Raw genomic sequence first — 24,785 nt, 5'->3', positions numbered from 1 at the left:
TTCTGTTATGGTTCTAATTATAAAGAAGCAAAGTTACATCTCGGTTATTCTGCTGTTTACTTCTGGTTTAACTTTAGGTTAAGCTCTACCAATAGCCACTGTTGTGCCGTTTTCATTTGATGTAAAGTCAGCTTTAAGCTTCATTTTATTCAACATATAATTTGAAGTCGATAAACCTATCCCCGCCCCACGCTCATAGGAAGAGTTATCCATCCCCGGACCTCTGTCTGCAACAATGATCTGTTCTTTTTCTACATCAACCACAATGTTTACATATTTCCCCTCTGCTGCATGGCGAAGAATATTCTGAAATAAATTATCCAGAACACGTGTCATCCATTTAGGATCTGCTTCCCAATAAAAAGTCTTCTCTGTCGGTAAATCAACCTCGATCCGGATTTCTTTTTCTTCAAATACAGGATACCACGCAGCAACAGATGCTCTTACTAAACGTCCAATATCTGTTGAAGTGGGCTCAAAAGGATGTTTTCCTGATGTAAGCAATGTATAGGAAAGTAAATCATCCATTAGATCTCCGACTCTAGTAATCGTATGGTTCATCTCTGATAATGAGTTTTGTCCTTCTAGACTCATTGATTCTTTATTTAATCGGGTGACATGTCCTCTCAAAATGGTAAGCGGCGTTCGTAAGTCGTGAGATAAATTCGCGATGAGTCGATGTCGTAACAATTCCTCTTCATGTTCTCGCTTGCGACTGTCTTCAAGCTGTTGAATCATCCAATTAAAGGAACTTCCTAACTGGTCTATTTCATCCATACGATCACTTTGAACAGCTATTGGTTTAGGAAATGAGTTATGATTAGCTGAAAATGACATGACTTCCTGTAAGCAGGTGAGACGTTTACGAAGTCTCAAGAAGAAAATCCAAGAGATTACCACAAATGCGACAATAATAAAACCAAACACAAGAAGTACAATGTAAAAATAATTTAACTTATTCAGCTCTTCTTCATTAAAAGGAGACGCAATGAACGCAGATAAGAAAATAAGTACGATCGGAGGTAAAAAGATAAATAGAAAATGTCCTTTTAGAAAACGACGAAATAGTGATTTAGTCTGTCTCATAGTTTCACCCGATAGCCTATTCCCTTCAACGTTTCAATAATCTCTGGGGAGTCTGGATGGCGTTCCAGCTTTTGACGCAGTCGATGAATATGTACCATTAATGTTTTATCACCTGTGATATAAGCTTCTTCCCAGATGGCTTCATAGATTTGTTCTTTTGGTAAAACTTGATTAGGGTGGCGTAAGAAGTACATCAAAATATGATGTTGTTTCCCTGTCAATATAATTTCTTCTCCTGTGTGTTTATCAAATACCATTTGGATGTCTGGATCTACTTCAATATAATTCCCTAATGAAATGCGTTCGGAATGTGTTCCGCCCTTTCGACGGATTAATACTTCTAATCTAGCAATTAGTTCATCCGTATGGAATGGTTTCGTTAAATAGTCATCAGCAAATTGTAACCCTTCTACCTTATCATCTATCGATGTTCGAGCAGTTAACAGCAAAATAGGAACAGCAGGAGCTGCCTTTTTTAATCGTTTCCCCACAGTAAATCCGTCTAAACCGGGTAACATGATATCCAAAATAACGATTTCATGCTGATTTACTTCTTTTTCAGCTCCTTCACCAGAAAGCAGCCACTGTACTGAAAATCCTCGTTGTTCCAATTCTTCCTTTACCCAACTGCCGATCTTCTCATTATCTTCAATATATAACACGTTTCTTTTCAAGTAACTTCCCTCTTTCTAAACCGAGTTCACTATTAGACAGATTAACACAATCTAAAGAATTGTTTCCAGTTAAGACAATTTTATTGTTCGTTAATAGAGGACATTCACCGCCAAGTTATCGTCTATGCCGGGCGCACACTAGAAAACCCTCTAACATGGCAGTGCATGTTAGAGGGTTTCGAGCGTAGCTGCTAATTTTAGGAAATACTACTTCATGATACTAATGGATTTCGAAGTATTATCGAAGAATATATTTGCACCAAAATACTCAGCAATGAAACGTAATGGGAGCATAGTACGACCGTTTACAAGTTCAGCTGCTACATCCATCGCTGGTGCAAGTTCACCGATCTTAATCGACAAAGTCTGACCTTTCAAAGTAATCATTACGGTTTTCGTAACGTTATCCCAGCTTATGTTTGCTCCTAAGCTCTCGGCAACGAAGCGCAGTGGGACTAACGTTCTGCCTTTAACTACCGTTGAAGCAACGTCCATACTCATTTCGATTCCGTTTAATCTATATCCTGTCTTTCCTAGAGTGAATTCCAATTTCACAGGTTCAGGCTTGGCTGTAACGAAGAGATAACCTAGTCCTTTTGCCGTGAAGGTAAAATTACCTGTCTCATGCTCATAGTTGCCGCCTAAACGCTCCATGTTACCGTTCAATTGAAGCATAACACCGCATAACAAGTTAAGCTCGTTTGTCGACAACTTCTCTTTTGACAGATCGAAGGTTACGGGTATAAGCCCTGTATAATCCGTTACTTCCCGGCTATCCACGAAGATCTTTAATTCATATCCCCGCCCTATAGCTCCGCCTCTTTCATCTACAGGTATAATGACAACCTTCATCCGCTTTCCTGTATTCAACTGCTTCAACAATTCAGCGGACAATTTAACAGATACGGTGTCATTCGTAACGATTAGCGGTTTGTCGGCATTAATAATCGCACCGATCGTATCGCTTTGAATCTCAAGCTCATCTTTTCCGGCTGACATCGTCAATTTAATGGAATTTCCCTTCTTCAGCTGCTCTTTGATTGTAGCATCAATACGCTCCGTTACTGATGACTCTGGCGAAGGAGTCGGCGTACTGCTGTGGCCATTTGAATTGCCGCCATTGTTATTGCCATTATTGCCACCACTGTCATTTGTAGTAATTACAATAGTTAACTCTATCGTATCCATGCCAGCATGATTGGAAGCCGTAATATTGAATTTGTAAGTTCCCGCTTCAGTAGGCACGCCTGAAATAACGCCCGTAGCTCCTTCTAAATTCAGTCCAGCAGGTAAATAATTATCACTCACTTTCCAGGTAATCGGTTTGTCGCCGTAAACCGCTAATGTTACCGTATACGGTTGTCCAACGTTGCCGCTTAGCAGATTCTTAGTGATAATCTCCGGAGCTGTATCCACTGGCTTATCTTCTTTAATCTCGATGCTCAATGCTCGCTCATCTCTACCAAAATCATTCGTTGCTGCAACAGTGAATTCGTAATATCCCGCCTCTAGAGGCGTACCCGAGATAACGCCTGTTGCTTCATCTAGGTTCAAATCTACTGGCAAATCTCCTCCCTGGACCTTCCAAGAAATCGGTTCACTGCCATATACCGCTAGTGTTACTGTATACGGTTGTCCAACTTTGCCATTTGGTAAATTCTTAGTGATAACCTCCGGAGCTGTATCAACTGAGACATCTTCAGTGATCACTATATTGAACTGTTTTGTGTCACTGCCAACGTCATTGTTTGCTTGAACTTTGAACGTAAATTGACCCCATTGATCCGGTGTACCAGAGATAACACCAACATCTTCATCCAAGCTCAATCCTGATGGTAATTGACCCTCTACAACAGCCCATTTGATCGGCTTATCGCCATCAGTGGTAAGAACTGCCGAATAAGGTTGTCCTACCTTGCCATCCGCAAGCGAATTCGTCATTATCGTTGGTGCCGTACCTGCGTCTTCAGCCCATTTCGCATATAATTCAATATCCCTTGTAACAGGATCAGCATCGAAATTCCAAGCATCGTTTAATCCTTTATCTTGATACCAACCGCCGAAAACAGTTTTATCTTTTGTCGGCGCTGTTGGCTCGGTAATTGTACCGCCCATGTCAGCGAACTTCACCGCAACTTCGCTGCCCCCATTGGAATCAAAAGTTACCGCATAAGGGTTGTGCGCGCCGATGGAAGGCGTTCTACCGCTAAGTGAATTGCCGAAGAAGTCTGTTCTCTCCGTCATATGAGGCAGAGCATTCGCCCGATCCACATATGGGCTTACAATCTCGGCACCTGCACCATAGGCCAGGTTATTACCATCCGCAAGACGGAACCCGTTCATCGCATCGTAATCAAGCTTGGCATCCACTGTCCCACTGTTGGTAATCCAATGTTCAGGCGCAGATTTATAGTCTTTTAATATAGAATTCAGTTCCTCTTCCGTTACATAGCGGTTGTCTGTTGCTGTTACGCCTGCACCTAGATATCCGCCTCCACCTGCGTTCATACTGCCAAAAAGATTAGCCGGATATACAATGTTGTTCGTAAACCGTCCGGCTGCAAATGGAGCTGATGTTCCCCCGCCTTTCAGACCAACCTGGTTGTTTGCCCCAGTGTAGGCAAATATATTATTTTGGAAATAAATGTGCAAGTTGGAGGCTGTCGGGTCAAATACTAACGAACTGCTATTCTTCAATGGTGTGACGATGACATTGTTATAGTATAAGCCACTTAATTCCTCGCTCGTTGAAGAACCTCCTGCAAGCAATATTAGACTGTTAAAGCTCTTGTTAAAATCGGGGCTGCGGCCGTCGTTCACGCTAATATTATAGCGAACGATATTGCCCTTGGCAGCATTCATCTGTAAGTACCAACCACCATAGTTATTTCGGCTGTAATTGTATTCATACACATTGTCCTGACAATAGTTGTCAATGTCCCAAGCCATACCGTCATTACTTGCATGATAAGGGTTATCCACAGCTTCATTATAGCGGAAGATGGTGCCTTTACTTGCCATAATCCACGCAGCCGCATAGTTTTGCGAACCTAGATATGTTGGTGTTGTATTATTTGGCCCCCAGTTCGTAACCAGATTGCCGCTCTTATCGCTTAAATAGCTATAACCGTTGTCTGTGACCACATTTCGTTCCACAAGGGAGTTGTTCCCGCCGGACATGACAATGCCATCTCCAACCGAACTAGAAACCCAGTTGTTTCTAAACACAGCGTTGGATGCCCAAGGATAGCTAGAATTACTCCAAGTAATGCCTGTGTTATTAGTCCCAGGATTGCTTGGCCCGTAGGCATTATTGCGAATACCTTCGTTATCACAACGAAGGGTTTTGTTGCCTTCAACCAATATATCCACATAACCATTAATAATGATGCCGCCGGATACCTTACTTGCTCCATTTGCTTGGTGCAGCCCATTAACATCATGAACATAGTTATCTCGAATGACGATTCCTTGCATACGAGCATCAGCATAATCTTGAATATTAAACTGACCTTGTCCCAGCTTGGAAATCCGTGACATTACAGCGATACCGGAGCGGCCGTCACCTGCCGCATTGCCGATGTTCGTTACTTCAATTCCACTGACTACCCAATAGTTTACGTCATATAACTCTATGGTACCGTTTAAGGAAATGCCTGATGGGCTCGACGCTGTTCCTCCACCATTAATTACCGGGCGTTGGTTAGGGTCGGTCGTATTATATTTTGTAAGCGTAATCGGATTTCCTTCCTCACCATTGCCGCGCAGTCTGATTTGTTCGTTCCATACGCTATTCGCATCCAGATAAATAGTTGAACCTGGCATAAATACATATTCATTAATCTTGGAGATTGATTTCCATGCCGTAGCTGGTGTGCGTCCATCTGCATGATCGTCACCGTTATTGGAGAGATAATAATCACGGACTTCAAGGGGTACAATGTTCAACTCGAAGGTGATTTCGGCAGGATACAGATCAAGTCTAACGGTATATTTTCCCGGCACGATATTATTTCTTGTGAATGATTCTTTGTTAATCTTCAATACATTACCGCTAACCGTATAATCCACATCCCGCAGCAGAGTTACAGCGCCGATCTTCACTCCAGCCAGATCCGTTAAATCAGGATTTACGGTGATATTATAGTCATCCAGACCAATAACATATGTGCTGTCTTCCAAGTGACTATACTCTTTAGGCAAGAGCTTTAGCGTAATAGAAGCTGTTCCGGTTTGGGCTGCTATTCCACTATCGATAACATATACGTCATCGATAAAATGCCTGTTCTGTATATCCTTAACCGTTCCAGGTTTGTTGCCCCAGTTCGTAGCAAGCTGCAATGCATCGATCTTGGAAATATTGTTCTTAACTGGAGTATCAAAATTTCCGCCAGCTGTTGTTTGCCTTTGAATGTCTTGTCCATCGATTTTATAGGTTGTTCCTGTTGATGTAACGAACCATTGAAATTTATGCCAACCTTCGCTTCGCTTGACATCTACAGGATAGAATCTCCCGGATGAACCAGGCCTGACTGCGTAATTGGTCAGATTTGCCGCCCAGTCACCATCTCCATTGCCATAATTTATTGCGATATGTTCATTGGACGATGGGGTTAAGCCAAAGACAGCGTGGTCATTGGAAGCCGCTCTGCCATCATCATAGTACCAAGCAGTAACGATTGTTGTCTTACCGGTTGCAGGGGCATAATTATAGGTACCTGGAACAGTCGCCACCTGACCGGCGCCGCTTGATGTCGCGGCCTTTCCTCCGGTACGGGACATCACATCGCTATGAACATATCCGTTCGCACCATTTGAAAATTTCTTCTCCCCTTCAAATCCATCGTAAAACTTAGTGTCAGCCTTATTGAAGTAATCAACGCTCACATGTACAGTAACTTCTTCGTTCCCTGTCGGAATATAACCTTTCTTAACCGTCACGAATCCGGCATCATCAACTTCAATCTTATCCTTGTCTTGATCCGCCGGACTGAAGCTGATGTTATCAGCAACGAACACATCAGCTGTGTCAACCATTAACCGCGTTCTATCTCCTGCCCGTAATGTATCGTTCTGGCGAATTAGCGCAATGTTCGCTGAATATTGTGCACTCTCCCCTGACTCATCGGAGTCTAAGAATCGTGACGTTGCGTTGCCGTTTGCTTTTATTTTAAATGTATCATTTAAAGTCGGGGACAAAGCCGCATCATTGCTTGTTGCTGCAATTGGGCTTCCTTTAGCCACTCCATTACTGAAGAGTTGAACCGAATAGGCAGATGCGTTAGCGACGCGATCCCATGTAGCGTATGTGCCGTTCCATCTGGCATTTGCCGGTGTAGGCAATTTCTCGATCTTTAATATTCCGGATGCTGCAACTTCTTCACTGATATCTCCCGCATTATTTATGACAATAGCTGTAACAGTGTAGTTGCCCACTCCCAGTGCCCTTGCATAGGGCAGAACATGATGCCTTTCATGATTGTTAGGCTGGTCGGGTCCCCCATTTTTCGATAAATAATAACCAACAGGTACACCGTCTTTGAACAGTGTTACAAGGGTATCCCCGTAATTGGAAGCGCCATTATAAATACCCGTATCCGAGTCAAGCGTTGGATTAATTGGTGCATTCACCTGCGTATTGGTGGTTATCAACAACGGTACAGCATGGGATTTCACTACAACTCCCTCTGCCGAGGAAACCTCGCAATAATAAAAATTGCCTTGTTGTGAAGCTGCGTCCACATTGGAAAGTGTTAATACTGCCTTGTCAGCTCCGCTGACTTTTGTCCCGCTCAAGCCAGTCTCGTCATCAGATACATACCATTGATAAGCAGTAGCAGCGGCTGATGCCGTAATGCTAAATGTTGCTGTCTCACTTTGTTTCACTTCTGCCTTTGTTGGCTGAGTGATTATTTCTAAATTTGGCAATCCGCCGGGAGGTACCAAATTCACTGTTAATGTTCTGGTACCTGTTGTTGTAGCCACATCTTTTACAACATAAAAATCGTCGATTAGATGTTTATTTTTAATATAAGCTTTATTCCCTAATTGGCTGTTCCATCCTCCAGCTATTTTAGGCTGAATGGTTGTACCGCTCTTCATAGCTTTGTAAATATCACTTTGCGCTGAATCGGATATTAATGTTCCGTCTATTTGTAACGTCGCACCATTCGGTGTAAAAAGCCACTCGAATTTATGCCAGCCTGTGGAACGTAAAACCCCGCTATCTTTCCAACGATTGCCTGCTGTACCCGCTGATGATGGTGCATAAGCCCAAGTATATTTCGTTGGGTTATGAATAACATCTGCCTCTGAACTTTGATAGAATGTCCCGGCAAAGGTGGCATTTTTACCATCTACAATAGCAAATTGCGTTCTATCCGTCGCAGTCTTCTCCTCATTAGGATACGGGTCAAAATACCATGCCGTCATCTTATAATTGCTGCCAGCCGGCAATGCCACATCTTGAGATACCTTTTCATTATTCGTATCATCCGAAGGTGTAATCGCTTTCAATCCAGAACGGGACTGTGCGTCGGACAGCGTGAATGACGAGCCAAATTTGCTCATAGATGTCATCGGACCATTGTTGTTCTCGAAGTCCTCCATGAATAACACTTCTGAGTCAGGGTAATAACCCGCCCTGGCCGTGATTGTCACCGGGACGCCCGGAGCATCTGGCGACGCAAATGTATAACCGTTAGATAAAGTAATGTTCCCCTGATTATTAACAGTTAAAAGTTGCGAATTGCTGGAATCATAACTTACCTCGTCAATAACCGGTCCTTTAACCAGACTGCTTAAAGGTGAACCTTTATACGTAAGATTTACCCTACCTGTTTGACCTGCCGCTTGTGTCAATTCTAGTACAACGGAGTCAAAAGATTCGCTCCCTCCCGCAGCTGACACTTCGGATGAAGGCGCCAAGCTGAACAGACCAGGGAATGCCAACGTTGTAGCTGTAACTATCGACAAAGCTTTTTGCATCCATTTCCATCGTATCATTCCAAAATTTCCTCCCTTTGAAATTAATAAATTTATACTTTATAAAAAATCTGTATCTATGGAAGTCTCAATAGACATAGATTTTTATAAACTTAAAAACTAACTATTCTAGTTCACTACTAACTCACTGAATCGATTACCGTTATACACGATCTTCAATTCATTCGTATTTGCAATTAACGCTCGCAAGTCAGACTCCGCCGATCCGTATAGAATGGAATCTTTCACTTCTTCCAGTTTAAGCTTGGTGATTTCCGGTTTTGTGGTTAATGTAGCAACGACATCCTCACCCATATATTTACCGATTACTGTCTCACCTACAGAAGCAGCAGCTAAAGACTCCCAGAACTTAAGAGACTCGGTATCTTCTTTGGATATATCTAAACGATTTAGCACTTTCTCTTCTTTGACTTGTCCCGCTGTCGCTAACGCAGCCGTTAATTTATCAGCTACACGAATATAATCCGCACTTTTTGATGCATACTCAACTTGTAACTGGGCGTCGCTCATTTTCGTTTTCTTTACCTGGGTTTCTATCAAATCCGGCCAACGGGCGCCACTTAAATATTGCATGTATTGATATAAATCAAACTGAGGCAACCCATAGTAAGTCTCTCCTGAATCATCCATCTTAGCTCGCTTAACATTTTCTTCTTCCATGTCGGATTTAAGCTCATCAAAGCTTTGGTAAGGGGCGATTCCTCGCTTGTCTGCAATAAATTGCTCCTGCTTGGACATTAGCAATGCTGTCATCGCAGAATTTTTGGCGTATTCAGAGGGGGTTTCATGATTTTTGCCGTATTGATGTGTCCAGAAGCCCTCATCTACTTGGGCCCCATAAGTTCTGAAGAAATAGTCTACCGTTATAGCTCTCTGCTCTTTGACAAAAGATTGAAATTCTTCCTCTGTTACGGCGTATCCATCTACTGTAAATATCCAATTTTCAGGCAGTTCCACCTTTTTGTTAGTTAAGCCCAACATGAGTAAAGCAAGAACAATCAGAGCGGTAAACAAGATAATCACTGTTGGTTTTCGTCTTGTAATCCCCATGACAGCCTCCTCTCCAATATTCAACCTAGCTTTGCATGAAAGCCATGACAGTGAAATTCTTCGCCGTTGCAGGAGAAGTTCCCAAATTTAAATGGTTAGACATTATTGTAAGTTTAGCCACCCCCTAATGTAAGCGCTTATTTAGACTGAATTAGAACAAATTTGACATGTTCAAATTACCACGTTTGGTTGAAAACGCCCTGCTAATCTAGCATGAGCAGTATTATGTAGATATCACCCAGTTGAGAGCCTTGAAAGATTAGCTTTTTGTATAGCTCTATACTAAATTCCAGGAAATAAAAAAGCCGAATGGATTGTTCTCATCCACTCAGCTCATAAGTTTATTTTACAATAATCTGTATCGTATCACTTTCCGTTGTTCCACTTCCATTCATAAACTCACCGCGATAGTGATAGATGCCAGGAGATTTCCCTGAAATTTGTGTAGTGGCCGATTGAGCACTTGGTGTTTGTGAAGATAAAGATTGCGTTTCAATAAGTTCGCCATTTTCATATAATCGATACTGTGTTGCGTTCGTGCCCCACCACATATTAGCAGTAATGTTATAGTCCCCATCTTGATCCCAGTTGTCACTAGACAAAACAGGTTTGCCGGGCTTCGCATCAGTCACGGTGACGGTGTGTGGATCACATGAAGTCGTTCCATACAAATTCGATAACTCACATGTATACACATAGGTTCCATTCGGCTTTCCTTGAATAGGAATAATGGAAGTCTGGGCGGCTGGCGAAACATCGGCCAATGACTTCGTTTGGATCAATTGACCATTCTCGTATAACTTATACAGTGAGCCATTGTTTCCCCACCACATATTCATTGTAACCTCATAATTGCCATCATTTATACCTGTCGCAACACCGCTATTATTCGAAAGTATCGGTTTACCTGGCACCCCATTTGCAAGCAATTCCGGGCTAACGGAATGCCGTTCGAACTTGACTGCATCAGCCCTCGTATAAATCATATCGACAGGTAGAGTTGGCGGATCTACCGTTGTCGGAGTAACCCTGGTTAGACGAACGTACTCGCTGCCGTCTCCAGTAAAGTCGAACGTTCCTAGATTAACCCAACCTGATGAGCCGACGGTTGCATCAATATACGTAACCTCGGTAACCGACTGATGCTTCACTTCCACTTTGACATAGTTATCGTTTGCCGTCGTATGGACGAGCTTGTAAATGGAGACCGTATATTTCCCCTCTGGGAACTGGCCTTTCCACGTCGCTGATGAACCTTGAACGGTAGAATAACGGGACTTAACCCCAATTTTGTATCCAGCTAAATTGCTTTGGCTCCAAGATCCTTCTGTCGTGTATAACCCAGTCGTATTCGTGCTGTCGACAATAACCGTTAAGTCCCTGATCGCAATTGTCATAGAAGGTGTTGTTAAGGTCACCCCGTCAATCGTTACAGTGGCCCATACCTCAATATGATCCGTTTCTCCGTCGAGACTTAGAAGGGTCAACATACCGCTACTGTCCACTTCAGCCAGATCGGTTCGATCAACGAAATACTGCACATTTGCCTGTGATAGATCACCAATCAGACCGTTATCCAAATAGCCGGTTACGCTTAGTTGTGCGGTTTGAGTCATTTGCAGTTCACCCCGATCCGACAGGATCACCACAGACTCCAATTGCGGCATACTGTTTGGATCCACCCACATCATCGCATCGGCAACTACCCGTAACTTGTTGGCCTTATTGGTTAATTCGACATATCCGCTATCGCCTGCTGCAAAAGGATAATCTCCCAGGTGCACCCAAGTCCCATTGGCCGTTGTCTCATCAACGGTAACCGTCTCGGAGCCTCCACTATAATAAACGGTAAATGAGGCATTCGTTGCCCAATTTTCACTTGTAGCGGTTATTTGCGGAAGCTTGTAATACACACTGTAAGTAACACTTTCCGGCAGCTCAGGCCGCCATTTAATTCTGCTTGTCGCTGTGCCGGCAGTCGATTTGGCGTACACATAGTTATCATAGTAATAGTCGTTAGCCGTTGTATCCCGTATCCAGACGCCTTCTGTCTCTGCCTCCATATTATCCACAATGATCGATGAACTCTCCTGCCAATCCGGTTGAACTGGAGTTTCTTGTACTTGATCAGGCAAATAGAGTGTCCGCTTGCGGGTCTGTTTCCCATCCGATTCCACATAATAAGTGAAGGTTTGGGATAAATCGTTTACCCGTATCGACCATTCCATCGGATAGATCGTATCTGGAATGGTTGTATACGTTACTCCGCCATCCAAGGAATAATGGATCGTCGCTGGTTTTGTCGTTTTTGCCTGCACATAAGCATCATAGGCCGTTTCGTCGGGCTTGACGATCAGCATACCTTTAACCGCATCTATTGGACTGTGGATATCGAAGAAATAGCTTGCATCCGATGTATCAGCAGTTCTGACCTGGTGCAGCGGCACATCAATGTTGAGTCCTTCTACAATGATAGCGGTTATTCCTTTGCTTGAAACCGTGGCTTGAATGATTCCACCACTCATAACCGCTTGCTCTGGTGTGCCATTGTCGCGGATGATGGTTACGGTATAATCTTGTGCCGGGTTGAACCCAATGATTTGCGCATTCAATTCGATCGGAGTCTGGACTTCAGCTGATGATTCGTTGCTTAACCCGATGTAGAATTTATTCCCGCTCTCTCCCGTTATCCAGTTCAATTGAAGATGGTTGGTCTTGATAATCCCCTTGGGCATCCAGAGCCAAACGTCGGAATTACCGTAAAAATTCCCTGGTTTATTTCCATAGAGGTGATATTTGAACCATAAAAAATTAGTTTCAAAAACAGAAGGAAATGTAATACTACCATTCGATTTCAACGTTTGTTCGCTGATCAAATAATCCATCGTTTGCCCGAGCTGTCCCGGGATATGGTGATAATAGATGGATGTAGCCCCGCTTGGGCCTTCCAGAGGAAACTCTGGCTCAAGTTGGCTAACGGCGAAGCCCTTATAGTAATAACCTGGATAACTAGAATATCGTCCAATAACTGCATTATGAGCAATATCCTGCAGCAGTTTATCACCTGTATAGAGCGACAATCTCAGCATGAATGGAGCTTCCTGAGCATTCATCCGATAATAGCCAGTTGTACTTCCCGCTTCAAACGTCAATCCATTGGGAGAAACAAGCCAACTATCCGCTTGTACGCCTCCGGCTAGATCTTCTGGGAGCTTGATCCGAGGATATTGATATTTACCACTTTCCGGCCAATGGAACGACTCCGCGTAATTATACGTCTCAGGCTGCGGAATCGTAACGCTACCTTCAGGAACCGGACGAGCAACAAACATCGTTGCATACCGTTTGGCTTCCTTATAAGCGGCATTCAAGTATTTGGGATCCTGAGTTTCCTCGTAAAGCTCCAAGATCTTCATCCACAGCTTGCTATAATAATAAATGAACTCATTTTTACTCAGATTGACGGATGCAGGCGTATCAATATGCTGCATGATATAGCTGTCGGCTGCATCCTTGGCAGCCTGTAAATACTGAGTATCTCCCGTCATACGATACATCATCAGGGGTTGAATGACAGGACCACGGTCTTTCTGGTCAGGATCACGCACGAGGTATTCTTCCTGTGCCAGTGCTCCAATTCCTGCCGAAGTACCCATCATCTGATTGAGAGCGGTTACGCTTGAAAAATCAAACGGCAAGGTTGCCATTTTCCATAACGACGGCACACCGTATACTGGCTTTTGCGTAGGCGACCAGCCTATACCATTTCGCGATAAGCCATACTGGACGGACGGCAATGCTCTCGTATCGTAGAGCTGGTCATCCCCAGTCAAATAGTAAGCCCCCAAAAGAACTGCATTCGAGCTTGTTCGAACGCTATCCTCGTTTTCGATGTCAATAAAGCCCTTGGCACGGCTCCACCACCCGCTGGGTGACGGGACATAATCAACAGAGTCATCCCCTTGCGGCTCTATCTTAAGTAAATCTATCATATTGAACATCGCGTCAGTAAGCGACTGATCTGATACATTTTCCCGGTATGCAGAATAACCGTACTCTTTGCGAAGAATATCCGCGTAGGACTCATACAATTTGCTTTTTTGAGCGATTAGTCCCATATGAAATTGATAAGTGCTTTCTGCGTTCATTTGCGAATAGGTCCCTAATTGAGGAGCATACAAGATTGGCTGCACGCTGCCTTCGTTGTTGACAAGGCTCATGCCAAGCCTTTGCTTCGTAACGCCTCCCGTCGGTTCAAATTCAACCGGAAGCTCATCCGACGGTACAAATACCCCATATGTCAATGGATTCCCCGAACCGTCATTCTTCTCAATTAGACTCATCGGAGCGCTTAGTTCCCTTAAGCTTGTTGATTCCACTGAACCTACCATTTTGGCGTGTGATCTGAAACCATTTAACACTTCATTGACGTCTGAGATTTGCTCTGTTGTGAAGGACTGATAACCGATTACATAATTGCCATCCTTGCGAGGTGTAAAGGCGAAGGAAACATCAGGTTTGTCCCCTGACATAGACCAGTTCACTTGTAAATCGTAATCGCTTTCATGTGAAGAATCGGTTAATATCGCCGTGTGGCTGTCTGGGAAATTGATCTCGTCGAATGTAATCCAGCGTTTGTTCATCGTATCGTAATAATTGGTTCGACTCCCCGCATTCCCATCCAATAAGACCCATTGTTCTTCAAGTCTTTCCGCCACATTATTAACAGGCATCCAGTTCCCCGTATCCGTATCCTTGTAGAACATATCACGAACGATGGTTTTGCCTTCATCCCAAGCAGCTTCATAAAAGGTAGCCTTATAGCTGGCATTCTCGATGCTGCCTTTTTCCGTGTAACTGAGATTCGCCAATGTACGGCTGCGCAGCGGAGGCAACGGCGGAGCTTGCTGCCGTATATTCCCTTCAAATTTGACCGCATCGGCCCGCGTAATGATTTTTCCGGTCGTAGGTTGTGTTCGAGTCAGTCTGACAAATTCGCTATCATCACCACTGAAATAATAGGACCCCAAATCAACCCATCCGGCCGATGGCCCCGACGAGGGTCTCAGATCCATAAACATGACATCCGTAATCCCATTGTGAACAATTTCGATTTTAACATTACTGTCTGCTTTATCCGCCCAATCAAGCTTGTTGAATGAAATTTTCGCCGTCCCTGCTTCTAATCGCGGATTCCATGTGATGCTTCTTCCTACTGCATCGGTAAATTTGGAACTAGAATTATTATATCCCTTCACTCCCGTACTTGTAGTCCAATCAGGAGCGGAGAACCCGTTATTTGCGTTATTTACATCAGTAGTGACGACATCATCAATCGTGATGCTTCCATCATCAATGATGATCGTCTTATGAGGCTCTTTTTGCTGAATATTCCCTTCGAACTTGACCGCATCTGCACGAGTAAGTATCGTGCTGGTTGTGCTGGTAGACCGAGTTAATCTAACGAATTCGTTACCAACTCCGGAAAAATAGTACTCTCCCAAATCAACCCATCCCACAGAAGCGCCAAACGAAGGTCTGAAATCCATAAAAAGAACATCCGTCGTTCCATTGTGGACGATTTCAATTTTTACATTGCTATCCGCTTTATCTTCCCAGTTAAGCTTGTATAACGAAATTTTCGCCGTTCCCGCTTCCAATCGTGGATTCCATGATATCGTTCTGCCTGCTGTACTCGTATATTTGGAGCTGGAGTTATCATACCCCTTCACCCCTATACTTGTGGTCCAATTCGGAGCCGAATATCCGTTGTTCTCATTACCCACATCAGGTGTCACAACATCATTGATCGTGATGCTCCCGTCATCGATAATAATCGTCTTATACGGTAAGGTCTCTGCATAAGCGGTCCTTATTCCGTCTAGGCTGAAAGGAACTAATATCGTCACGATGAAAACGATTAAGAAAAACAGCTTCCTTTTTATCATACAACTCACAGCCTCCCTTAAGTTGATAACGCTTTCAAAATAATAAAACCCTCCTTTGTTCGAAGATCATAAAGTAGCAATCAGCCGTATTCTTCTGGCTAATCCCGCTCCGTCGTTTTTATCATAGCATGTCACATAACTGTGAAATTTCTTTGATTTCAAGAATTTCTTATAAGATTTTAAGCAAGAAGAAACGACATTGTCTTCCTTTAAAAAGAGACCTACATCATAACTGGCTGCTCAACTGCAGTCAGTATGATATAGGTCTTTCAATTGGAGAAAACCTTATGATTAATTATAATGGCGGCTGCACCAATAACAACTTCCCAAGCTGGATCACCGTTTGATCATACCAATCTGGATGCTGCCGAACATGCTCAATACTTCGTTCATTGCCGCATGCCTCAAATACAGCCGCTTTGTCTGTCTTTTCGGTATCGACTTCGAAGCGCACCGTATGTTTCCCATTCGGGAGCTCCGGCAAGAATACATACTGATTACGATTATGATCGTTGTGTAGTGTGAATCGATCGACAATAAAGGGTTCCCCACCATCCACCGACACCTTCAATCTGCCAGAATCAGGCCCCCCGATATCGAATAACCCGATATGAGTTCCCTCGAACTGCACCGTAATAGCCTCTCCAGGATCGACTGCTCGCCACAGGCCGGGGAACAACCAATTGTACTCGCGTACTAAAGCACAATCATCGGGAGTCATGTAAGACCATCCTGCGGAAAAATCGGTAAGACTATCCAATGACAGCATGCTCGCATATTCCCAAGGATTAGCCGGGACCAACGGATTCTGAGGTAAGTGATGTACTGACCTTCCTGGATGATCCTGAAGTTCTCTAATTTTCTCAAATGACCGGGTGATCGTATCCGTGTAAATCTGATGTCCTTCGGGAATAGTCGGATGGATCGAATCATGTGTAAAAACAACGGCTCCGGAAATGGACACGTCTTCCCTTGAGGTGAAAACGATTTTTCCCTCCGACACCAAGTGACTGACCGCTACGCCCAGATGAATCGAAGGAATACCGTAATAGTGGGCCACTTCCTCTTGCATTAGAGCCCCCTTCTGGTATTCTCCAGACTGAAATAAGGCCACATCCCGCTCCTTCAGCGTATAAACGAACAGGATATCAGTAAACCGGCTCCGCTTGCGGATCTGACGGACAATCCCTTCGATCCGCGCCTTGGATTCGGGATCTCCGCCATCATTACCGACAAATTCAACAAATACTAGATCAGGTCGATGACGCAGTACATCTGTCTCCAAACGGGCACAGCCCAAATCCGATCCTGTCCCATCAATGCCTGCATTCACAGAGCGGATATCCGCCTTAGGATATTGCTTACGAAGCCAATCCGCCGTCATAACCCTGTAGCCTTCAGAACGTGTATTACTGCCGCCGAAATAGACGATTGTTACGGTATCCCCATTTTCCAATTTTTGAATTATATTGGGGAGCCCTTTACGAGGGAATAATTCCTTCATCGTGACTTCACCTGTCCTCATTTATCGATTTTAGGAGCAAACAATTTTACAGCAAACACTTCAAAATAAGGCGAACCATAAGTTGCGCAGAAATTAATCCGGATTCGGGTTACACCGTTCGCATCTATCTTATGTTTATTCAACGTGAGATAATTTCCACGAGTTATGATTGTCCTCTCGGTTCCGTCTTCTAAGGTCAAGGTCATATCATAATCTTGGATAAGGGACTCAATCGGGTCGTTGAAATGCTCCAAATCCAGCTGCGAATTAAAAACAAGATGGATTTCGTCCAGATTTTTGGGGCTTGCAAAACAGAATTCCAACCATTCCTGTCCTTCCGAATGTTCAGAAATCCAGCCATTCGGTTGGCCATAAGGTCTGGAGTAGCCATTGACAACATTCTCAGGACTATACATATTCTGAGCTGGCACCAGGTCCTTAAAGCAAATGCTCTTATTGAATTTCTTCAGCCTGGACGGCTCTTCCGGCCTATAGTGGAAGCTGACCGCTCCTGTCAATTTCTCTTCATTACCGTATATGGCAAGGCTCGCCGTGCCCTCCAATATGATGTAGATTTTGTCGTCAGCCGGTTTCTTGCAGTCCAAGTCTAGCGTAATCCAGTCGTCATGACCGGCTGTAATAACCAAGTGGTAGTCTCTCAACTCGCTGGTTGGAATGTAGTTTTCCTTCCATTCCCCGCCAAAAAGCTTCACATGTAGAGTTTCCGAATGATTGGAGCTATTTTTAATTTTGAACCGTACGCTTTCAGCCACGGATGTCTGAATCGGCAAGACCAAACATAACCCTTTCTCCAAGGAAATCTCTTCGGTTGGATGAAGATTGTCATAGCTGCGCTGAGACGAGGCACGAATAGTTAATCCGTCAGCGAAGTAAGGATCCAATTCCTCTTGAAGGCCTACAATGGTTTGTCCGTCTCGAAGCAATAGCGTCTGCAGCTCCCCCATATGAGCTTCGACTATGGCCGCGGGGTCTACCTCATATTTCGAGCACAACGAAGCAGCCGTTCCAACCGCCTGCCCCATACAACCGCAGGTTGCCATAACCCTTGTAGATCCGAAAGCCACATGGGTAGCACTTATATTGCGACCAGCGAACATGAGATTAGGAATATTTCGTGAATATAAACTGCGGAAAGGGATATTGTACAATCCAGGCACGAAATTCCAAGCTGTAGCCGGTCCCTCATCGTAGATGCCCTTATTAGCATGTAAATCCATATACCATCCACCGACGGATACAGCATCTTCGAAATGCGGCTTTGCTGTGAGATCGTTCTGAGACAACATGTGATCCCCAATAAACCGCCTCGACTCCCGCTTTCCCGGGATCGGGCATACATAATCCAAAATGAGATTGTCTACATCATCAAATTCACCGCTATTTTTGAGATAATCCCAAATCCCGTATACCAATTTCCGCAGCTCCAACGCGATGTCTTCATTATTTTTGATAATATCCATATGTCCGCCGTATTCCAGCCACCACAATCCGCCAAGCCCGTTGATTTTTCTTGGAAAAGCCCGATGGTTTAAGCCTTTTCTGATACTATCGAAAAAGGCCAACTTCGTAATATCATACGCAAAGCCAGGTCTTTTGTATGGAACGGAATACCCTACGTCACGGGCTTGAAACAGGATCGTATCACCCATGGTGTAATGGTCCGCCACTTCAGGAGCCAATTCTTCCTTGTATTCATGTTTCGCTTCTCTCCCCCATCGGAAGAGAGCACCTGCCTGATATCCGACAACTCCATCTCCGGAGCAATCGATATAGGTTCGGCTTTCAAAACGAAATTTCCTTTCGGAAGCCAATTGAAGACCATCCACCCATTTAATTCTGCCGTTCTCCATGCCCGTCTCATGCACGCATGTATTCAGAAATAGAGAAATGTTAGGCTCAGCATAGACCATATCCAACAAGACCGTATCCGAAAGCGAAAGCATCAGCTTCTTGTTGTATAACGGATTATAGTGGAAAATCTTCAACTTGAGTTCTTCCACCAACCCTCCTTCGCGTGCATAATAGGATGGACTGTTTCCGAGATATGCCGACCCGTTGATATGAACCCTGACCTCGCTGCTCGCATTTCCCCCAAGAACCGGTCGATCATTAATAAGTGACACTTGCAGCCCTTGGCGTGCGGCAGCAATGGCAGCGCATATCCCAGCAATACCTCCGCCGACGACGGTTACATCTCCTTTAATAAGCTCCATTTTGATAACCTCCATGATTAGATCCTTCTATCATGGTAATCCTTTTGCTCCCTTTTTTTTTACATGATTTCGCGAAAAAATCACACATTTTTTGCAACCTTAATTGGATTCATACCGTGTCATTTTTATCCGATATTGCTTAGGAGTATCACCCGTATATTCTTTAAATAATTTGCAAAAATAACCTTCATTCACAATTCCTACTTCTTCGCACAATTCCAATATAGAATAATCCTGAATATTTAACAGCTCGAGAGCTAATTGGATTTTTTTACGATTGATGTAGCTGATAACGCCTTCGTTCATTGTTTTTTTGAATAAGCTGCTAAAATACGATGGAGCTAAATTCACTTCCTCGGCAATCGCCTCGAGCGTTAATCGCTGTTTCAGGTTTTTCTCTATAAACCGCATAGCACTCATGATTTCTATACGATGTAAAAGTTGGCCGGCGTGTACATATTCGAAGGTAAAGTCGCCGATATAGGCAAGCTGCTCCCGAAAAGCTAAAAATTCTATGGGAAACTCTGCTACTTCCGTAGCCAACTTGTTTCCCGATTTAAACTTCACAATAATGTCTCTGTACAAGTCTCTTAACATAGGCGCCATGATGGACTTATGGATTTTATGGTCCGTAACAAATTGGTTCAGATCAGCAAATGCTTTCTCCAGCTCTTCCTTGGAAACCTTTCTTTTCACCCCAGCAAGAAAATCAGCCAATTTCTGCTGAAATTCTTCTTTTCTGTCATTATGGTAATGGAACCGATGCATGGGTGTTTTTACTACTTTCTCTGTATGATAATAGAAATCATCACTCACATTTTGTGCTTCCGTGTAAGCTTGTTTGATGGATTCCCAGCCTCGGTGTGGACCTCCAAAAGCGACGGATACCCTTTGATTCAAATATTGATGCAAATGGGAGACGATCTGCCCCCCCAATGTCTGGCAATCATATTCCGTTTCCAGATCACTACGATTATTTTCCCAGGATAGAAAGCCAATAAACCGATTATCGGATAGATCCGCAGCTACACCACTGCCACCATTCATCACCGTTTCTTCGATTATATTTGTAATCGCATACCTCAATATGTTCTGATCAGACGCTGAATAATCATTTCGGAAACTTTCATACATATTCATTTCGACAATAAAGCAGCGATAGTTGGCTTGAAAGAAATGGAACTGCATACGATTGGCAAAATCTGATGCCCGATGAGAAGGGATTTCGCCTCTGATAAGCTCGTTAAAAAATTGCTTGCGGACTCTATATTTATTTTCAAGCACGGATACGTTTAAAGATTGAAATTCCGCTTCTTTTTTCTTAACTTCATTTAAAATCCCGGCTGCCTTATCTAAAGCTCGATCCAAATCCGCATCTCTGAGCGGAACCTTAACAATGTACTCCAATACGTTGGCTTGAATAGCTCTCTGGGCGTATTCAAAGGATGAATAAGCGGTCAAAAGAATGAATTGGGTATGGGGAAGCTTTGGCTTTAGCTGCTCAATCATGGAAATCCCATCCATTCGCGGCATGACGATATCAGATATTACGATATCCGGCTTAAGCTTTACGATCTCCTCTATCCCCTTCAGCCCATTATTCGCTTTTCCCACTAAATGAAATCGCTTATCCCTAAGGGAGCGCTCGTGAAAAAACAATTCCAATCTCTGAATGATTAGATCTTCATCGTCAACAATGAAGCAGGTGTAGTCTCTCATCATCATGCATCTCCTTTAAACAAGCCTGCTGGGAATAAGGCGCGAACCCGGGTTATTTCCTTAGGTATGCTTATGATTTGGAGCCCGAACTGTTCTCCGTAGTGAAGTCTGATTCGGTCATGAATATTGTTTAACCCGATTCTTTTCCTTTTCAATTCCACATCCCCCGGTTCTGAAATTAAAATATGCTTTATTTTATCAGTTGGAATTCCCTCGCCCTGATCAACTACTTCTATGATGACGTTGCCACCCTCCCTGTACGCATGAATAGTAATAGGGCCTTCGATCCCCCCTCCGTTATAACCATGGAAGATACTATTCTCCACAAGGGGCTGCAACAGCATTCGAAAAACCGGAAAATCTATTAGCCCTGCTTCGATATTTTCGATTAATTGGAAGTTTCGGTTATAGCGGATGTTCTGGATCGCGATATAGTCTGATACATTCTGCAATTCCTGACGCAGTGATACCTTCTCCGAAGCGTCAGCTATCCCATATTCCAATATTGAAATGAGAGACTCGATCACCACATCTACTTTCTCTATTTGTCCGAGTCGTATGACATTACTGATAGAACCAAGCGTGTTATACAGAAAATGAGGGTTTATTTGAGACTGCAGCACTTGAATTTCCAGCTTTCGTTCAAGTTCGTTATGAAGCTCTGCTCCCCGAATCAGTTCCACAATTTGCTGCAGCATACGATCGAATGCTCGGGAGAGATCTCCAAACTCATCATTTCGGTTAATCGATATTGTAGTTGTGAGGGAGCCTTGCTCCACCCGCTTCATTTTTGTTTTGAGTGCATAGAGCGGGTTCCTTATATATTTGGCAATAAAGAAGGAAACGAACAGACTTAAGAGAAAACCAGCAGCTAGAAGCTCGATATAATAGGTTTCCAATCTGGATAAAGCAGCTTTCAAGCGTGATTCATCGTTGATTGAGATGATGGTCCAGTTGAATTTTTCAGTCGGTTTTTTTAGAAGGGAAACTTGAATCCCCTCCTTGGTGTGCAGTTGAAGGTTTGTTTCTGTAGTATCCAGAATTTCTTCTGCTGACGTTTCACCGATTGAAAAAGTATGATCTTGAACATTCAGGGGGCCTTTATTTTCCGAAAATCCGGCAATGATTTTTCCCGATGCGGTGATTAGAGCCAAATTCATTTGTTCTTTTTTATTAATCTTGAACAAGGTATCTTCAATGGCATTTAGATCTAAATCTACTGCAATGGCCATAGGAAACGGAGCACTGTTCAGATATCGGACCATCGTAACTGTCCAGCCGGAATATTTAGATTTGTAAGGATCACTGACAAATGTAATCCTTCTATTCTTGTCAGCTGCATCAAACAATGGTTCTCTTTCAGCTAAAGGTTCATCAAATATTCGGGTAGGTGTACTTCCGCCTAGAATAGATAAATCGTTTTTGATCAAATAAATATTACTGACGTAATTACTGTTGAGTTCATAGAGCTCTCTTAATTGCTTTTTAATCACGTCCGGATTGTCAATGTTGGCTTTCACCGATGACTCGACCGAGAACAGCATCGTCTGGAAGGAGGAAAAATTAACTGTGAAATACTGATCAATCTTATCAAGTATTTGGTTGGTGTAATAAATGTCAGAGGTTCTTATTTCCTTTTGGACATAACGATAAGACAATTGGCTTATCAAGATTATGCAGCTTAATACAAATGCAAATACGATAAAAAATAGTTTTAAAGGCAAGCTGATTCTTCTTCGCATCGATCATCTTCCTTTTAAATCTGTAATAAACAAATAATAGCATATGATAAGAAGAAACGCCTTCGGCGTCCTTTTTAAGGACGATAAGCGTTTCTTCGAAAAATAGAAGGATAAGTATAAAGTAAAACTTATACTTTCTTATATTTCAATAAAGAGAGGGGCTAATTATAGCCGCTCTCTTCGTTTGATTTACTTGATTAAGCCTGCTTCTTTAAATTGCTTGATTACTGAGTCTTTATACTTCTGCATGTCAAACTTAGTTTCCAATGTATTGAGGAAATTGTCCCAGTTCGAAAGAGGTTCTTTGCCAGTCATAAATTTGACCAAGCTTTCATTAATGTAACGTTGGCGGTCAGCTGCCAAGGAATCGTTCGGGTCTTCAGTCAATAAATTCCCGGGCAACGTAGCCGCCACGTATTTCTGATTGTTCTCAAAAGCTTCTGCCGTCTTAGGATTCTGGAAGCTGAAGTACTCAGCATCATCACCACGACGCGGCATTCTATAATGATCGACCCATAAGTACTTTTCTTTCATTTCCTTAGATAATTCGGAGGTTTTATTTTTGATCTTGCCGTCTACCAAATCCCAATGAATCCCTTTAATTCCGTATGCAAAATTCGGATATGCTTCTTTGTCCGTAAAGAGATAATTCAGCATGGACAAGATCCGAATGATTTTGTCCTTATCCGCTTTCTTGGATATGGCCCATGAATTGCCTTGGAACGATTTTCTCTCTACAATTTGATCACCATAAGGACCTGTCATTGGAGGAATGACGATCCATTCCGGCACCTCTCCACTGATTTCTTTCATTTTTTGCTGATAATCTGGTTCCAGCCTGCGGGCATCTCTTATCATGAAGCCAACTTTACCCTTAAATAGCTTTTGGTCCAATAAATCGGGAGTATTCATCGTCACCCAGTCTGGATCTACAACTTTAGCTTCCATCATTTTATTGATATAAGCGAGCGCTTCTTTCATTTTTGGGTCGGTAAACAGGAACACCGGTTCATTGTCTTTCACATCAATGGCTGAGGGAGGATTGACTCCAAACATCCACATCAAACTATCGAAGCCATAGGTTTGCAGATTGCCTTCTTTATTCATACCGCCTATGAATCCGTACGTATCATTTTTGCCATTGCCGTCCGGGTCTTTCTCTGTAAAGGCTTTCATAACTTCAAATAGCTCGTCAGGTGTTGTTGGCACTTCCATATTCAGCTTTTTCAGCCAATCATTACGGATAAAGAAGCTTCGACTAATACCGTTTACATTATCATAACCTGGAACTCCAATGGTTTTTCCCTGATAGGACATCGCCTCCCAGGAGTCGTTGCTAAAACGTTTCTGCAATTCAGGAAATTGATCCAGATACGGTGTCAAATCCGCAAGAACGCCTTGGTCATAATATTGCGCGAGATCAGCACGGCTCTTCAAAAAGATCAAATCTGGAATATCTCCGCCAGCAATGAGCGTATTTAATTTAGTCGTTGCTTGCCCTGATTGAGGAATCATCATTTCCAAGTCGATATTTACTGCTTTCTCCAACATTTGGCGTTGGATATCTTCTTCACGGGGAGGAATCGGAGCAGCAGCATTGAAAGTTCCTTGGTTAAACATCGAAATTTTCAATTTGGTTTCAAAGGGACTAGACTGGCCTTGTGAATTACCCGAAGCTGTCGATGTAACCTCTTTTTGTTCCCCACAGCCTGACAATACTGTTCCCACACCGACCATTGCTGTCAGAATAGCAAATGTAATCGCTTTACGTTGCATAATGACCTCTCCTTTGCTTCTATATTATCACGGTTTCCCCGTAACAA

The 24,785-nt window shown here is 43.2% G+C and carries 10 protein-coding genes; all 10 read right to left on the bottom strand.

Going from position 1 to position 24,785, the window contains the following annotated elements:
• Nucleotides 1-78: 78 nt before the first annotated feature.
• The gene (locus MKY54_RS16380) at nt 79-1,086 is read right to left on the bottom strand and encodes a HAMP domain-containing sensor histidine kinase (protein ID WP_076279713.1); all 1,008 of its coding nucleotides are present in this window, start codon (nt 1,084-1,086) and stop codon (nt 79-81) included.
• Nucleotides 1,083-1,760: a response regulator transcription factor gene (locus MKY54_RS16375; RefSeq protein WP_076126558.1), complete on the bottom strand. Its 678-nt coding sequence runs from the start codon at nt 1,758-1,760 to the stop codon at nt 1,083-1,085. The genes MKY54_RS16380 and MKY54_RS16375 overlap by 4 nt, the downstream gene beginning before the upstream one ends.
• Before the next feature lie 207 nt (nt 1,761-1,967).
• A complete protein-coding gene (locus tag MKY54_RS16370) occupies nt 1,968-8,765 on the bottom strand; it encodes a stalk domain-containing protein (protein ID WP_339187111.1) in 6,798 nt (2,265 codons plus the stop codon).
• Nucleotides 8,766-8,873: 108 nt separating this feature from the next.
• Nucleotides 8,874-9,815, bottom strand: a complete 942-nt coding sequence (locus tag MKY54_RS16365; RefSeq protein WP_339187109.1) for a hypothetical protein — start codon at nt 9,813-9,815, stop codon at nt 8,874-8,876.
• Between the two features lie 341 nt (nt 9,816-10,156).
• Nucleotides 10,157-15,763 (bottom strand): hypothetical protein, encoded by a 5,607-nt coding sequence (locus MKY54_RS16360; RefSeq protein ID WP_339187106.1) that lies wholly within the window; start codon nt 15,761-15,763, stop codon nt 10,157-10,159.
• A 295-nt stretch (nt 15,764-16,058) separates the two neighbouring features.
• A complete protein-coding gene (locus MKY54_RS16355; RefSeq protein ID WP_076302966.1) occupies nt 16,059-17,267 on the bottom strand; it encodes an SGNH/GDSL hydrolase family protein in 1,209 nt (402 codons plus the stop codon).
• Nucleotides 17,268-17,284: 17 nt separating this feature from the next.
• Nucleotides 17,285-19,516 (bottom strand): FAD-dependent oxidoreductase, encoded by a 2,232-nt coding sequence (locus MKY54_RS16350; protein WP_339187103.1) that lies wholly within the window; start codon nt 19,514-19,516, stop codon nt 17,285-17,287.
• 84 nt (nt 19,517-19,600) lie between these two features.
• The gene (locus MKY54_RS16345) at nt 19,601-21,220 is read right to left on the bottom strand and encodes a response regulator (RefSeq protein WP_248548647.1); all 1,620 of its coding nucleotides are present in this window, start codon (nt 21,218-21,220) and stop codon (nt 19,601-19,603) included.
• Between the two features lie 2 nt (nt 21,221-21,222).
• The gene (locus MKY54_RS16340) at nt 21,223-22,890 is read right to left on the bottom strand and encodes a histidine kinase (RefSeq protein WP_339187101.1); all 1,668 of its coding nucleotides are present in this window, start codon (nt 22,888-22,890) and stop codon (nt 21,223-21,225) included.
• Nucleotides 22,891-23,151: 261 nt separating this feature from the next.
• Nucleotides 23,152-24,738 (bottom strand): extracellular solute-binding protein, encoded by a 1,587-nt coding sequence (locus MKY54_RS16335; RefSeq protein WP_036677074.1) that lies wholly within the window; start codon nt 24,736-24,738, stop codon nt 23,152-23,154.
• Nucleotides 24,739-24,785: the final 47 nt, after the last annotated feature.

The sequence above is a fragment of the Paenibacillus sp. FSL P2-0121 genome (assembly GCF_037975345.1).
Lineage (GTDB): Bacteria > Bacillota > Bacilli > Paenibacillales > Paenibacillaceae > Paenibacillus_AQ > Paenibacillus_AQ odorifer.
Note: the sequence above shows the minus strand (reverse complement) of the source record. Positions and strands in the feature narration are given on the sequence as shown.